The organism is Phaeobacter sp. JH204B (assembly GCF_048055755.1).
GTDB classification, from domain to species: domain Bacteria; phylum Pseudomonadota; class Alphaproteobacteria; order Rhodobacterales; family Rhodobacteraceae; genus Phaeobacter; species Phaeobacter bryozoorum.
Map to the genome: position 1 here is coordinate 79,855 of NZ_JAYMXF010000033.1, position 13,660 is coordinate 93,514.

The following is a 13,660-nucleotide window of genomic DNA, read 5'->3' on the forward strand; positions in this document are numbered from 1 at the left end:
CCATGACCGAAGACCAACTGATCCTGGCCGCCAACCTCGAACGCGCCGACGATTTCTATGCCGATCTGCTTGCCGCACATGAGGATTTGAGCAAGGCCGAAAGCGATGCGCTGAATGCACGGCTGGTGCTGGTGCTGGCAAATCACATCGGGAAACGCGCGATCCTGAAACAGGCGCTGGCTGCTGCCGCGCTGAAAACCGGGGAGGACTCCGCTTGAAAATCGAACAAATCCACCACGTCGCCTACCGCTGCAAGGACGCAAAGGAGACAGTCCTGTGGTACAACAAAATGCTGAACATGGATTTTGTTTTGGCCATTGCCGAGGACCATGTGCCGTCGACGCATGAACCCGACCCGTACATGCATATCTTCATGGATGCAGGCAACGGCAACGTCCTGGCCTTTTTTGAGCTGCCGACCAAGCCGGAGATGGACCGCGACCGCAACACGCCGGTCTGGGTGCAGCACATCGCCTTCAAGGTGAAGGACCGCTCGACCCTGATCCAGTTCAAGGAGCATCTGGAGGCCAACGGCGTTGAGGTGCTGGGCGTCACCGATCATTCGATCTTCCACTCGATCTATTTCTTCGATCCGAACGGCCACCGGGTGGAGCTGGCCTGCCCCGACCCGGAAGAGGAAGCGCTGCTGCAAAAGCTGGACTCCGTGAAATGGGAAATGCTGGAAGAATGGTCCAAGACCAAGAAGGCGCCGAAACATGCCGAATGGCTGCACGCCAAGGAATTGAGCGAGCTTTAGTGATCGGGCCGCGGGGCGGTGTTTCCACCGATCACTCAGGCCATGCAGGGAGACCGGAATGTCTGATGTCATACTCTACGACTACTGGCGATCATCGGCCAGCTATCGTGTTCGCATTGCCCTCAATCTCGCGGGTATCGCCTACCGGAGCCAAACCGTGGATCTGGTCAACGGCGAGCAAACCGGCCCCGAGCATCTGGCCCGCAACCCGCAAGGGTTCGTGCCGGTGCTGGAAATCGACGGGCTGCGCCTGACGCAATCGCTGGCAATCCTCGACTACCTGGACCAGACCCGAAACCTTGGCCTGCTGCCTGGCACCCCCTCAGAGCGTGCGGGGGTTCAGGCCCTTGCCCACTCCATCGCGGTTGATCTGCACCCTGTCTGCAATCTGAAGGTCGCCCGCTACGCCACCAGCCTTTGTGCAGAGGCACAGCCGCAAGATGCTGAACACTCTCTCGACATGCCCGCAGGCTGGATGCGCCACTTCATTCGTCCGGGTCTCATTGCTTTTAATGCGCTTCTGGAAAGATATCCCCCTGCGCCATATTGCACCGGAGACCGTCCGGGGCTCGCAGATCTCTGCCTGATGCCACAACTCTACAACGCCCGACGCTGGGGGGTGGATTTCAACGACCTGCCCCGTCTTGGTGAGATTGAAGCCACATGTGCAAGCAATCAGGCCTTCGCGATGGCGCATCCGGATGCAGTTCATTCCGCCACTACAACGGACAAACAGATAGGATAGTCCGCATCCAGCGGTACGGCTCCTGCCAGACGAGGGGATCATTGATGTCAACCGATTGGACGGGTTTCACCCTTGCCATGACAGTGTTTATCGTCAGCCATTTCCTGCCACGCCTCGCAGATCTGCGCGGGCGACTGATCGCAACCCTTGGTCGCCGCGCCTATTTCTCGGCCTATGGGCTTTTGTCACTCGGAGTGTTCGGCTGGGTCATCGTAGCCGCGGCTGATGCGCCTTATGTCGAACTCTGGCCGCCATCTGGTTGGTCGCGATGGGCCCCGATGCTGACAATGCCCTTGGTCTTTGTGCTGACGAGCTGCGGTTTGGGCGTGGAAACCCCCTTTACGCTTGGAGGACGGCGCAGTTCCGATCCGACGCGGGATGATCCCGGGCGCGCCGCGCTCAGCCGCCATCCGATCCTCTTGGCGCTGGCACTTTGGTCGCTGTCACATCTGCTGGCCAACGGCGATTTGGCTCATGCCATTGTGTTTGGCGGATCCTTTCTCCTGGCCGGTGCTGCAATCCTGCTCTTTGACCTTAAGGCACGCGCAACGCTTGGTGCGGACGCAGCGGCTTATTTCGCAACTACCGCCTTGTTCTCGCTACGCCCGATCCTCAACTCAGGCTGGCGGCAACAGCACCTGCGGGATCTGGCCATACGGGCCGCGCTTGGCCTGTTGCTCTGGGCGGCCGCGTTACATTTGCATGAGCGCGTGATCGGCGTTTCACCCTTGCCAGTCTAAAATTTGATTTCGCGCAAAGTCCTGCATTCAGAAATCGGTCATATCTGGCAATATGAAACAGATTGATCGCCTTCGCGAGCTGGGACTTTTTGACAGCCGCGTTCCCCGCTATACCTCCTACCCCACAGCGCCGGTATTCAGCGCAGCCGTCGATAGCGCTTTCCAGAGCCATGCACTGTCGGCGCTGGACCCGGCGGAACCTGTGTCAGTCTATATACACGTGCCCTTTTGCGAACGCTTGTGCTGGTTTTGTGCGTGCCGAACCCAGGGCACTCAGACACTCAGCCCGGTCGAAAGCTATATCGCCACCGTCGAAAAAGAACTGTCCCTTCTCGCCGAGCGACTTCCCAAAGGGTTGCAGATGGGCCGCCTGCATTGGGGAGGCGGCACTCCGACCATTCTGCCGCCAGCGCTGATACACCGGCTGGCGGAAGCGGTGAAATCTGCCATACCACCGACAGATGATTGCGAGTTTTCAGTCGAGATCGACCCGACAATGGTAGACGGCGACAAGATTGCGGCTCTGGCAGAGGAAGGCATGAACCGCGCCAGCATCGGCATTCAGGATTTTGATCCCGAGGTGCAGGCAGCAATCGGCCGTATCCAGCCCTATGACGTCACTGCCGCCTGTGTCGCTGAGCTGCGCGCGGCTGGCATTCGATCTCTGAATACCGATCTCGTCTATGGATTGCCCCATCAGGACGCGACACGCATCGCGGATACGGTTGACAAGGTGCTGACACTGGCGCCAGATCGTGTCGCCCTGTTTGGTTATGCCCATGTCCCATGGGTGGCAAAACGGCAGAAGCTGATTGATGATACCGCGCTGCCAGGCGATGAAGCCCGCTACCATCTGGCTGAGCTGGCCGCAGAGGCATTTCGATCTGCCGGATTTGCCAACATCGGCATAGATCATTTTGCGCGCCCTCAGGACCGTTTGAACCTGGCCAGCGAAAATGGCGGCTTGCGGCGAAACTTCCAGGGTTACACGGATGACCGCTGCCCGACGCTGATCGGTGTTGGCGCTTCTTCGATCTCGCGCTTTGAAGGCGGCTATGTGCAGAATGCAGCTGCTACGGCCGCCTATGTTCAGAGGATTGAAGCCGGCGAGCTTGCCGGCGCACGCGGCCATCAACTTACCCAGATCGACAAGGTGCGGGCTCGGGCGATTGAAATGCTGATGTGTGATTTCCTGCTGGATCTCACGGAACTGCGCCAGCGGTACGGGCCCATATGCCAGCAGCTGACTGCGGATCTGGAGGAGGTCACCGCGACCTACGGTGAACTGGTGACCTGGGCGGACGACGCCCTCCGTATCAAACCCGAAGGGCGCGCGCTGACCCGGATCATCGCCAGCGCATTCGACGCGCATAAACCGGAGGGTGTCCGCTACAGCCAGGCCTCCTGACGCTTTGAAAATGACATAGATCAGTCTCTAATATTGGCTTATCTGTCGCGCCTTTCTGCGCGGGACCACCCTGCCGTTGCCAGCTTTCCCCGTTGCCAGCTTTCACGGTCACGCTATCTGCTGCCAGACCAGCGGAGTACCGGGACATGACCAATAATGTGACACCTCAGGACAGCAATGACCGCGGCAGGATTATTCTGATCCTGGGTGATCAGCTGTCGCATGATCTTTCGTCTCTGCAGCAGGGTGACCGACAGAAAGACCGCCTCCTGATGGCTGAAGTTACGGAGGAAGCCAGTTATGTCCCGCACCACAAAAAGAAACTCGCCTTTGTCTTTTCCGCCATGCGGCACTTCGCGGATGAGCTGTCCGCCGACGGTTGGGCCCTGCGGTACATACGACTTGAGGATCCCGACAATTCAGGCAGCTTGATTGGCGAGCTGGAGCGTGCATTGGAGCAGACCCCGGCAACAGAGGTTCTCATCACCGAGCCGGGAGAATATCGCCTCAAAGAGGCGCTGACCAACTGGTCTGGACCGGCAAAGCTGACCATGCTTGAGGACAGCCGCTTTCTCGCCAGTCATGAGATGTTCCGCAACTGGGCGGAGGGGCGCAAACAACTCCGCATGGAGTATTTCTATCGCGAAATGCGTCGCAAAACCGGCTTATTGATGCAGGGTGACGACCCTGAGGGTGGCAAATGGAACTATGATTCTGAGAACCGCAAACCGGCCCAGAACGACATGTTCATGCCCAAGCCTGTTCACACCGATCCGGACAAAATCACGCAAGGCGTACTCGCGCTGGTGGAGCAGCGGTTTTCCAGCAATTTCGGACAGCTAACCCCCTTCTGGTTCGCAGTCACCCGCAAGGAAGCCCTGGCGGCGCTAGATCATTTTGTAGATGAGGCGCTGCCACTATTTGGCGATTATCAGGATGCCATGCTGACAGGAGAGCCGTTTCTCTACCACTCCGTTCTGGCGCAATACATCAATATTGGCCTGCTTGGCCCTTTAGAAGTCTGCCTCCGCGCCGAACGTGCCTATTATGAGGGGCGCGCTCCTCTCAATGCGGTCGAAGGGTTTATTCGTCAGATTATCGGCTGGCGCGAGTATATGCGCGGTATCTACTGGCTGAACATGCCGGGCTACACCTCAATGAATTTCCTGGGGGCAACACGGGACCTGCCAGAGTTCTACTGGAGTGGCCGAACCGACATGGCCTGTATGGCCGCAGCCATCAGTCAGACCCGTGACGAGGCCTATGCACATCATATTCAGCGGCTGATGGTCACCGGCAATTTCGCCATGCTGGCTGGAGTGGACCCGCACCAGGTCCACGAATGGTATCTGGCGGTCTACGCAGATGCCTATGAATGGGTTGAAGCGCCAAATGTCATCGGCATGAGCCAGTTTGCAGATGGCGGTTTCCTAGGGTCCAAGCCCTATGCCGCCAGTGGAAATTACATCAACAAAATGTCGGATTACTGTGCGAATTGCGCCTATGACGTGAAACAAAAAACAGGGCCCAAGGCTTGCCCGTTTACACCGCTGTACTGGGATTTTCTGATCCGAAACCGTGAAAAACTGTCAAGAAACCCGCGTTTGATGCAGCCCTATCGGACCTGGGACAGAATGTCTTCAGACAAACAGGAGGCCTATCTCAGCAGTGCAAGAAAGGTTCTGATCAGTCTCTAAATAGGCATTTTCGGGGATTTGGCCGAATATTAACCCGATTCAGGATCACGCTCCTTTCACCAAACATGTCCGTCAGAATTGGCGCTTTGCCCTCGACTGGTTTGTTGTGCGGTCTGTGCTGTTGTCAGGGCAGCCACTTTTGCAGGGCGATGTGACACGGTATAAATCGATCATGACCACTTCAACGCTCCCATATTTTCCACTCAAGCGCGGACGCGTACATGAAGTCTGCGGTCCTGGCAGTTTTGGCTTTCTTGCAGCTTTGATGGCCCAGACCTGCGGACCCACGCTTTGGATACGTGAAAGCCACCGTCCAGAATATATCAACCCTATGGGGCTAGGTGAATTTGCAGATCCCTCTCAGATGCTGGTTGCAAATGTGACGCATCAGACCGATGGGCTTGCCAGTGCCGAGGAGGCGTTGCGGGAGCGCGCTGTCGCATTGGTCGCGATCGACATCAGCAAACCTCTCAGCCTTACTGCCGGGCGGCGTCTGCAACTCGCGGCGAAGACAGGAAACAGCACCGGGCTTTGCCTTATCCCTGAAGGGATGGGCAGCAATGCCGCCGAAAGCCGCTGGCGCTGTCGACCTCTATTTCATGCACAGGACTCGACTCATTTTCACTGGAGTCTTATTAAGAACAAATCGGGAACAGTTGGATCTTGGCATGTTCGATGGAATCGCACGTCGCGTCGTGTCGATATGGTTTCACCGGTTAGCGAGTGACCGGTTTCTTCGGCAGCACCCGCTGTCCGGCCCTTTTGCGCTGACCATCAAACACAGCAATGCAAATCGGCTGTATTGCCTCAATACTGAAGCCGCGCAGCAAGGCTTGCACCAGGGTATGCCCCACTCAGACGCCCGCGCATTTTGTCCAAAACTACAAACAGCCCCTGCGGATCTCTACCGGGATCAGCAATTCTTGCTGACCCTGCGCCGATGGGCCACCCGGTATTGCCCTTGGGTAGGGTTAGAAGGCCGGGACGGCCTGGTTCTTGATATCAGTGGCTCTTCTCACCTTTTTGGAGGAGAGGACAATATGTTGAGTGATATCCGCAGAGGTCTGACACGGGCGGGCCTATCGGCACAGATCGGACTGGCCGACACACGCGGAGCAGCCTGGGCGCTGGCACATTTCGGCGAGGGACAGGCTGCACCAGGGGCTATGTTGCCAGCCCTTAAGGACCTTCCCGTTGCCGCTCTGCGGCTGGATGAGAAGACAACAACCGCTCTGATCAGATTGGGGCTGCGCAAAATCGGGGATCTTGCGACAACGCCCCGTGCTCCGCTGACACGCCGTTTTGGACCAAACGTAGTGATGAGGCTGGATCAGGCCTTAGGGCAGCAAGTTGAAGAAATCACACCTTTGGCCGCGCCGCCCCATTACGGTGTCCGCATGACATTGCCAGAGCCTATCGGCCTGATAGATGATGTCATGGCTGGCACGAAAAGACTGCTGACACGACTCTGTGCAACCTTGAAAACCCATGAGATGGGCGCCCGTGTGTTTGTCGTAACACTGCGGCGAGTGGATCAGGGACACCAAGAAGTGGAATTGCGTCTGGCCCGCCCCTTGCGCGATCCACTCCGGATTCTCCCCCTGTTCGAAAAGGGACTGTCTGAAATTGACGCTGGCTTTGGCATAGATCAGCTGCGTCTCGAAGCGACACAGACCGAGGCTCTGCCCGCGCAGCAGATGACTCACGTTGCCACTGACAGCGACGACCGGCTGGACGATCTGATTACGCGGCTCGGGACACGGATCGGTCTTGAAAACATTCAGCGTTTTCTTCCCGCCGACAGCCATATTCCGGAACGTAGCTTCATTACATCACCTGCGGCCTATTCAACCGCCGCCAGCGGTTGGGTTTGCAGGAACCCACGCCCACTCTGCCTGTTTCACCCAGAACCGATTGCAGGGGGCGGATCTTATCCGCCGACCCATTTCCGCTGGCGACGCATGTCATTGACCACAGGCAGGGCCACCGGACCGGAGCGCATCACCCCCGAATGGTGGTTTGATGACGACAACTGGCGGTCTGGCTTGCGTGATTATTGGCGGGTGGAAACCACGCAGGGGCGACGGCTCTGGCTGTTTTATACGCCTCAGAACCCCGGCTGGTACGTGCAGGGGGAATTCGCATGATTGAGGTCAACCACAAGCATCGGCAGGTTGAGGTGTTTCAGAAAGATCTGCCGGATCGACGACTGCAAAAGCAAGATTATGCCGAACTGTGTGTCACCACAAATTTCACCTTCCTGACCGGGGCCTCCCATCCCGAAGAACTGGTTGCGCGAGCTGCCGAATTGGGACTGTCAGCGCTGGCAATAACAGATCACAACTCGCTTGCGGGGGTTGTCCGGGCCTGGAGTGCGTTAAAGGAGCTGACACGGGAAACGCAGGATGCCTTGAAAATCCGGTCCCACCAGCGGATCGATTCCTCCTCTCGGCAAGAGGTAGGCCACGCATCTGCCATTCCCAAGCCGATAGCACCGGTCCTTCCCAAGTTGATTGTGGGATGCCGTCTCATCTTGCAGGACAGCGCAGTGGATTGGCTGGCCCTACCATGCAACCGAACCGCCTATAGTAAGTTGGCAAGATTGCTCACCCTCGGGAAACGGCGTGCGGAAAAAGGTAAATGTATTCTCTACACTGAAGACGTCATCAATGCCTGCCAAGCCATGATCCTGATCGCCTTGCCAAAGGGATCATTGAACGATGCTGTCCTGGATATTCAACGAATGGGGCGGCAGTTTCCGCACCATGTCTTCTTGGGGGCCGCGCCGCGCTATGATGGAAGCGATCAGGCTTATCTCGCGGCCTGCGCCCAGACAGCGCAAAAAACATGCGCTCCAATGGTGGCGATCGGAGATGTCCTGATGCACCGTGCCAATCGCAGGCAGCTTGCTGATGTTTTGACCTGCATGCGCGAGAATATCACCATCGATGAGATCGGCACCCGCGCCTTGCCAAATGGAGAACGTCGGCTCAAAGCGGGCGCCGATATGGCACGTATATTTCGTGATCACCCTGCAGCGCTCCGCCGCACGTTGGAGATTGCCAATAGATGTAATTTTGATCTGGGTGAACTCTCCTATGAATACCCACATGAAGAGGCGGACGGTGAAACAGCACAGGCCCGTTTGGAACGCCTGGTTCAGGAAGGCTTGAAACGTCGCTACCCAGATGGTCCTCCGGACAGGGCAATTCAGCTGATGGAGAAAGAGCTTTCTGTTGTCAAAGAACTGGAGTTTTCAGCCTATTTTCTGACCGTTCATGACATCGTGCAATTTGCCAAATCCAAGGGGATCCTCTGCCAAGGACGCGGGTCTGCCGCCAATTCAATCCTTTGCTATCTCTTGGGCATTACGGATGTCAGCCCCGATATGATTGCGATGGTTTTTGAGCGTTTCGTGTCAAAGCATCGGGGAGAGCCACCGGATATCGACGTTGATTTCGAACACGAACGGCGTGAAGAAATCATCCAGTGGATTTATCAGAAATACGGTCGCCATCGTGCTGGGCTTTGCGCAACCGTCATCCACTTTCGCACGCGCGCTGCCATTCGTGAGGTCGGCAAGGTTATGGGCCTTAGCCAGGATGTAACTGCAGGCCTGTCCGGACAGATCTGGGGCATGAGCAATGGCAATGTGGATCTGGATCGCATTCGTGAACTTGGGCTCAATCTAGAAGACCGCCGCCTGATGCAGACGATACAACGGATCGGCGAGATCATCGGCTTTCCACGTCATCTTTCTCAACATGTGGGCGGGTTTGTCATCACCAGTGGACGGCTGGACGAACTTGCCCCGATTGAGAATGCCGCAATGGAAGATCGTACCGTCATCTGCTGGGACAAGGATGATATTGATGCCCTGCGCATTCTGAAAGTAGATGTGCTGGGATTGGGTATGCTCACCTGCATTAAAAAAGCCTTTGCCTTGATGCAGCAACACGAGAACATAACGCACAGCATCGCAACCGTCCCCCAAAAAGATGAGGCGACCTACGATATGCTCTGTGCCGCAGATGCGGTGGGGGTCTTTCAGGTAGAAAGCCGGGCACAGATGAATTTCCTGCCCCGGATGCGGCCCCGCAAATTCTACGATCTGGTTATCGAAGTCGCGATCGTCCGCCCGGGTCCGATACAGGGAGATATGGTGAAACCTTATATTCGCAGGCGAAACGGTTTGGAAAACCCGGATCCCTTCGGACCTGCTCTGGAACAGGTAACCAAGCGCACAATGGGCGTGCCTCTGTTTCAGGAGCAGGCTTTGCAGATCGCTGTTGTCGGTGCGGGTTTTTCTGCAGAAGAAGCTGACCACCTGCGCCGTTCTCTTGCCTCCTTTAGGCGCATGGGAACAATTGGAAAGTATCGCGACAAATTCATCGCTGGAATGCTGAGGAACGGCTATAGTCAAGACATTGCCGAACGGTGCTTCGGACAGATAGAAGGCTTTGCGGACTATGGATTTCCCGAAAGCCACGCTGCAGCCTTTGCCATGCTGGCCTATGTCTCAGCTTGGCTGAAATGTCACCACCCGGCAATTTTTGCCTGTGCCTTGCTCAATTCTCAGCCGATGGGCTTTTATGCTCCAGCACAGATCATCCGGGATCTACGTGATCATGGTATCGAAGTCCGGCCGATCTGTGTAAACTGCTCCGAATGGGACAACACGCTTGAACGCCGCCCGGATGGAACATTGGCCCTGCGTCTAGGGTTTCGTCAGATCAAAGGTTTCAAGGAAGACGACGCAGGCTGGATCATTGCTGCGCGCGGAAACGGGTATATAGATCCTGAGCACCTCTGGCTGCGCGCGGGGCTTGCCCCTGCAGCCCTGGAGCGTCTGGCTGAGGCGGATGCCTTCTCGTCTATGGGTGTCCCGCGCCGAGAGGCGCTCTGGCAAGTAAAATCAATCCGAACTCCTGCACAGCTTCCGCTGTTCAACGATCAGTTCGACGGAGAAGCCATCACCGAGCCGGACGTCATGCTGCCGCGGATGCATCTGGGGGAAGAAGTCGTCGAAGACTATGTCTCAATGCGCCTGAGCTTACGCGCGCATCCGATGGAACTTCTGCGTCCGGCTCTACCCGGCCTGATCTGCCACGACCAGCTGATAACCGCGCCATTACAGCCAGTCTGCGTATGCGGCCTGGTCATTACGAGGCAACGACCGGGCACCGCTTCAGGCGTGATATTTCTGACCCTTGAGGATGAGACCGGCGTTTGCAATGTGGTGGTTTGGAACAGGATATACGAACGTTTTCGCCGCACTGTCATGGGGGGGAGATTGTTGCGCGTAACAGGCTACCTTCAACGAGAAGGTGCTGTGGTGCATGTCATCGCCCAGAATATCGAGGACGAATCTGCGAGGCTATCGGAGCTAGGCCACCCGCTAGACAGTGCAATTCAATCCGAGGGGCCACGTGCGGACGACACCCCGAAACGCACCCGCTATCCAGCCCGCGCAATGCATCCAAGGGATCAAGCCAAGAGGCTCTTTCCAAGCCGGGACTTTCATTGAACCGCAGTATCGCCTTTTCTACCACAACTGATGCGTTTCGGCTTTCCAACACCCTATTACTTTGCGACCAGCCGAGAGCTATCGACGTCAGTGCGCATCGAAGTACAAAAGGTATCTCGAAGTACATCGAGCATGACCCATCTGACGATTGGGACGCCGTGCAAGCGAAAGTAACGAGCGCGATGTCTTTGTCGCTTTTCACGGAGTTCAGTGACGATGACATCCAAGCGCTAGAGAAGCTATTCAAGAAGGAGAGTGACTCGGATTGAGTTTGCTTGCGAGGCGTGCGCACGACTAACGACGATCAAGAAGATGCAGGAGCGGCAGTTGGCACCCAGCTAGCCAGCAGATTGGTAGGAGCGTAGCGCATCTCAACTTAAATCATTGATTTATACTTATACAATGGTGCCCGGGGGCGGAATCGAACCACCGACACGAGGATTTTCAATCCACTGCTCTACCCCTGAGCTACCCGGGCACGGGAAGGCTTATCGCCTTGGGTGTGGGCCTTCTATGACGTGGGCGTGACCGTGTCCAGAGGCTTTTTCAAAGAAAATCGCTAATGTTTGGTTTCTCGGTGTTTTTCGACTTCTTCCAAAGCGTTTTCAATGTCTTCCGGGTCCGCGCTCGGGGTCGCATAGGCGCCGTTGAACCACTTCGCAAGGTCAATATCCGCGCAGCGGCGTGAACAGAAGGGGCGATAATCGCTGGAGGTTTCTCCGCCACAGATCGGGCAGCTCATGCAAGCACCTCCGCCAGCGGAATACGGCCTCGCTTACGTTGCAGTTCAAAGTGGCCAAGCGTGGTCCAGCCCACCAGAACGGTGTCTTCGCTGTCATTGCGAAAACTGGCCCGCAACGCGGTTTCAAAAGCGCGGCGATCTTTCTTGGGCATAGGAGCCGGATCAATCACGATCTGCCCGCCGAGACCGCGCAACCGCAGCGCCCGGGCCAGGGATTTTGCGCAGGCCATATTGGCTTTCACGCCAGCTGCAAGCGATGTGTCGCTGCCGGTGTTTACGTCGACAGCGATCAGCGCGCGGGTCTGTTCGATAAAAAGAAAGGCACCCCCGCTCAGAGGTTCGCGAATGCCCTGAACCGTCTCCAGTGCATCCAATACGCCCAGACGTTCAAATCCACCGGGATCGCGCTCGATATCTGCCGGATCGGTCCAGTCACGCCATGCAAGAAGATGCGGGGTGTCCCCCTCCGCCAATACTTCTGGTCCGCTACCGGAATCCTCCATGACCTGGGAGGCCAGCGCCACCATGGCGAGGATATCTTCTTCAATCTCCTCCCCGTCAGCGCCATGACAGGCGGAGCGCAGGATCAGGCCATAGCCGTGATCCCCCATCGCATCGTGGGCGATTTCCAAAAGGCGGTCCCGCTCATCCTCGTCGCGGATCGAGCGGGAAATATTAAGGCCAGGAGCCTCAGGCGTGACGATCGCGTAGCGGCTCTTGAACAGGAGTTTTTGGGAGACTGGCAAGGCCTTGCCAGCTTCGGCGTATCCTGTCAGCTGCACCAGCAACTCCTGACCGGGCGCCAACCCCTTGACCTGACGCAAAAAAGCAGGCCCGTCCGGTGTGGTCAGGAACATTCCGCCCTGCCCCTTGACGGGGCGATCTGCTCGGGCCCGGTAAATCGTACCCGGTGTCGGTGCGTCGCTGTCAATCAGCAGATCCTCAAGCTGGCCATCCACCATGAGCGCCGCGGCCTCGCGACCATCGATATGGTCGAGCACAATTGTCCGTCCCTTCATGCTGCTGTCTCCTTACTCTGTGTCCAGCCTGCTCCGCGCAACAGGGCGGCGGTTTCGGCCAATGGCAGACCGACGATTCCAGTGAAGGATCCGTTGATCCAAGGGATCAACGCTCCTGCTGGGCCTTGAATTGCATAGGCGCCCGCCTTGCCCTGCCAATCACCGGTCGCAAGATAGGCATTCAGATCCTCATCCGAGAGGCGTTTCATCTTCACGGCACTGACAACATCACGCGCCCAAATGCGATCGCCGCGGCGCACCGCAACCGAGGTAATCACCTGATGACGACGTCCAGAAAGCGCCAGAAGAAATTCCGCAGCTTCCCCGGCATCGGACGGTTTGCCCAAGATCCTGCGCCCCAACGCTACTGTGGTGTCCGCACAGAGAACCACATCCTCTGGGTTGGCAACGAGCGCCTCGGCTTTCTGCCGGGCAATACGCGCGCAATAAAGACGCGGCAATTCTCCCCTCTTGGGTGTCTCATCAATATCGGGTGGGCAGACCGCATCCGGGGTGATTCCCAGCTGAGCCAGCAGTTCCAATCGACGCGGGCTGCCTGATCCCAGAATGAATGCCATGTCCGGACCTCTTGTTCGTGTTTCTAACCCGCGGGCGAAAGCCGCCAGGCACTTCAGACTTGTCTTACTGGCTCTGCCGGACCGGGGAAAGCCCAACCCAGCACGCTGCGAGCTGCACCCAAAACAAAAGCCCGGCTCGAAGGCCGGGCTTTGTTCATATGAGGGATCGCCACGCTTACTTGAAGCGGTAGTTGATCCGTCCCTTAGTCAGGTCGTATGGGGTCATTTCAACCTGTACCTTGTCGCCAGCCAGAACACGGATGCGGTTCTTGCGCATCTTGCCTGCCGTATGTGCGATGATCTCATGGCCGTTTTCCAGCTCGACCCGAAACGTCGCATTGGGCAGGAGTTCCTTCACGACACCGGGAAATTCGAGCGTATCTTCCTTGGCCATGTTATCTCCATAATTGCGGTTTCCCGCGAGTCTGCGGGACGTGCGCTTAAATG

Annotated in this window: 13 protein-coding genes and 1 tRNA gene; 9 read left to right on the forward strand and 5 right to left on the reverse strand. The window is 57.1% G+C overall.

The window, feature by feature from the left end:
* The first annotated feature begins 2 nt into the window (after positions 1–2).
* The 9 genes from VXL81_RS18760 (at position 3) to VXL81_RS18800 (ending at position 10,874) form a co-directional block, all read left to right on the forward strand.
* On the forward strand, positions 3–218 hold the full coding sequence (locus VXL81_RS18760; RefSeq protein ID WP_271907643.1) for a DUF2783 domain-containing protein: 216 nt from the start codon (positions 3–5) through the stop codon (positions 216–218).
* Positions 215–757, forward strand: a complete 543-nt coding sequence (locus VXL81_RS18765) for a VOC family protein (RefSeq protein WP_416555589.1) — start codon at positions 215–217, stop codon at positions 755–757. Before VXL81_RS18760 ends, VXL81_RS18765 begins: the two co-directional genes overlap by 4 nt.
* Positions 758–815: 58 nt before the next feature.
* Entirely contained in the window at positions 816–1,502 is a 687-nt protein-coding gene (gene maiA / locus VXL81_RS18770) for a maleylacetoacetate isomerase (RefSeq protein WP_416543481.1), read from the forward strand.
* A gap of 44 nt (positions 1,503–1,546) precedes the next feature.
* Entirely contained in the window at positions 1,547–2,242 is a 696-nt protein-coding gene (locus tag VXL81_RS18775) for an NnrU family protein (protein WP_416555591.1), read from the forward strand.
* A gap of 52 nt (positions 2,243–2,294) precedes the next feature.
* Positions 2,295–3,650: an oxygen-independent coproporphyrinogen III oxidase gene (gene hemN, locus VXL81_RS18780; protein WP_416555593.1), complete on the forward strand. Its 1,356-nt coding sequence runs from the start codon at positions 2,295–2,297 to the stop codon at positions 3,648–3,650.
* Between the two features lie 146 nt (positions 3,651–3,796).
* Positions 3,797–5,347, forward strand: a complete 1,551-nt coding sequence (locus tag VXL81_RS18785; RefSeq protein ID WP_416555595.1) for a cryptochrome/photolyase family protein — start codon at positions 3,797–3,799, stop codon at positions 5,345–5,347.
* Between the two features lie 172 nt (positions 5,348–5,519).
* Positions 5,520–6,074, forward strand: a complete 555-nt coding sequence (locus VXL81_RS18790; RefSeq protein WP_340546480.1) for an ImuA family protein — start codon at positions 5,520–5,522, stop codon at positions 6,072–6,074.
* Positions 6,016–7,494: a Y-family DNA polymerase gene (locus VXL81_RS18795; protein ID WP_416555597.1), complete on the forward strand. Its 1,479-nt coding sequence runs from the start codon at positions 6,016–6,018 to the stop codon at positions 7,492–7,494. Before VXL81_RS18790 ends, VXL81_RS18795 begins: the two co-directional genes overlap by 59 nt.
* The gene (locus VXL81_RS18800; RefSeq protein WP_340546478.1) at positions 7,491–10,874 is read left to right on the forward strand and encodes an error-prone DNA polymerase; all 3,384 of its coding nucleotides are present in this window, start codon (positions 7,491–7,493) and stop codon (positions 10,872–10,874) included. Before VXL81_RS18795 ends, VXL81_RS18800 begins: the two co-directional genes overlap by 4 nt.
* Positions 10,875–11,277: 403 nt before the next feature.
* Here VXL81_RS18800 and VXL81_RS18805 read toward each other — a convergent pair.
* From VXL81_RS18805 to infA, 5 genes are all read right to left on the reverse strand, one after another.
* Positions 11,278–11,352 (reverse strand) — tRNA-Phe (locus VXL81_RS18805).
* Positions 11,353–11,433: 81 nt separating this feature from the next.
* A complete protein-coding gene (locus tag VXL81_RS18810) occupies positions 11,434–11,616 on the reverse strand; it encodes a DNA gyrase inhibitor YacG (protein ID WP_416555599.1) in 183 nt (60 codons plus the stop codon).
* Entirely contained in the window at positions 11,613–12,635 is a 1,023-nt protein-coding gene (locus VXL81_RS18815; RefSeq protein ID WP_340546476.1) for a ribonuclease E/G, read from the reverse strand. The genes VXL81_RS18810 and VXL81_RS18815 overlap by 4 nt, the downstream gene beginning before the upstream one ends.
* The gene (locus tag VXL81_RS18820; protein WP_416544523.1) at positions 12,632–13,213 is read right to left on the reverse strand and encodes a Maf family protein; all 582 of its coding nucleotides are present in this window, start codon (positions 13,211–13,213) and stop codon (positions 12,632–12,634) included. The genes VXL81_RS18815 and VXL81_RS18820 overlap by 4 nt, the downstream gene beginning before the upstream one ends.
* 175 nt (positions 13,214–13,388) lie before the next feature.
* Positions 13,389–13,607: a translation initiation factor IF-1 gene (gene infA, locus VXL81_RS18825; RefSeq protein ID WP_005978431.1), complete on the reverse strand. Its 219-nt coding sequence runs from the start codon at positions 13,605–13,607 to the stop codon at positions 13,389–13,391.
* Positions 13,608–13,660 lie beyond the last annotated feature (53 nt).

Coding starts and splice junctions, on each gene's coding strand:
- VXL81_RS18760 (WP_271907643.1), top strand. CDS start 3: ATGACCGAAGACCAACTGATCCTGGCCGCCAACCTCGAACGCGCCGAC.
- maiA (WP_416543481.1), top strand. CDS start 816: ATGTCTGATGTCATACTCTACGACTACTGGCGATCATCGGCCAGCTAT.
- VXL81_RS18775 (WP_416555591.1), top strand. CDS start 1,547: ATGTCAACCGATTGGACGGGTTTCACCCTTGCCATGACAGTGTTTATC.
- hemN (WP_416555593.1), top strand. CDS start 2,295: ATGAAACAGATTGATCGCCTTCGCGAGCTGGGACTTTTTGACAGCCGC.
- VXL81_RS18785 (WP_416555595.1), top strand. CDS start 3,797: ATGACCAATAATGTGACACCTCAGGACAGCAATGACCGCGGCAGGATT.
- VXL81_RS18790 (WP_340546480.1), top strand. CDS start 5,520: ATGACCACTTCAACGCTCCCATATTTTCCACTCAAGCGCGGACGCGTA.
- VXL81_RS18795 (WP_416555597.1), top strand. CDS start 6,016: ATGTTCGATGGAATCGCACGTCGCGTCGTGTCGATATGGTTTCACCGG.
- VXL81_RS18800 (WP_340546478.1), top strand. CDS start 7,491: ATGATTGAGGTCAACCACAAGCATCGGCAGGTTGAGGTGTTTCAGAAA.
- VXL81_RS18810 (WP_416555599.1), bottom strand. CDS start 11,616: ATGAGCTGCCCGATCTGTGGCGGAGAAACCTCCAGCGATTATCGCCCC.
- VXL81_RS18815 (WP_340546476.1), bottom strand. CDS start 12,635: ATGAAGGGACGGACAATTGTGCTCGACCATATCGATGGTCGCGAGGCC.
- VXL81_RS18820 (WP_416544523.1), bottom strand. CDS start 13,213: ATGGCATTCATTCTGGGATCAGGCAGCCCGCGTCGATTGGAACTGCTG.
- infA (WP_005978431.1), bottom strand. CDS start 13,607: ATGGCCAAGGAAGATACGCTCGAATTTCCCGGTGTCGTGAAGGAACTC.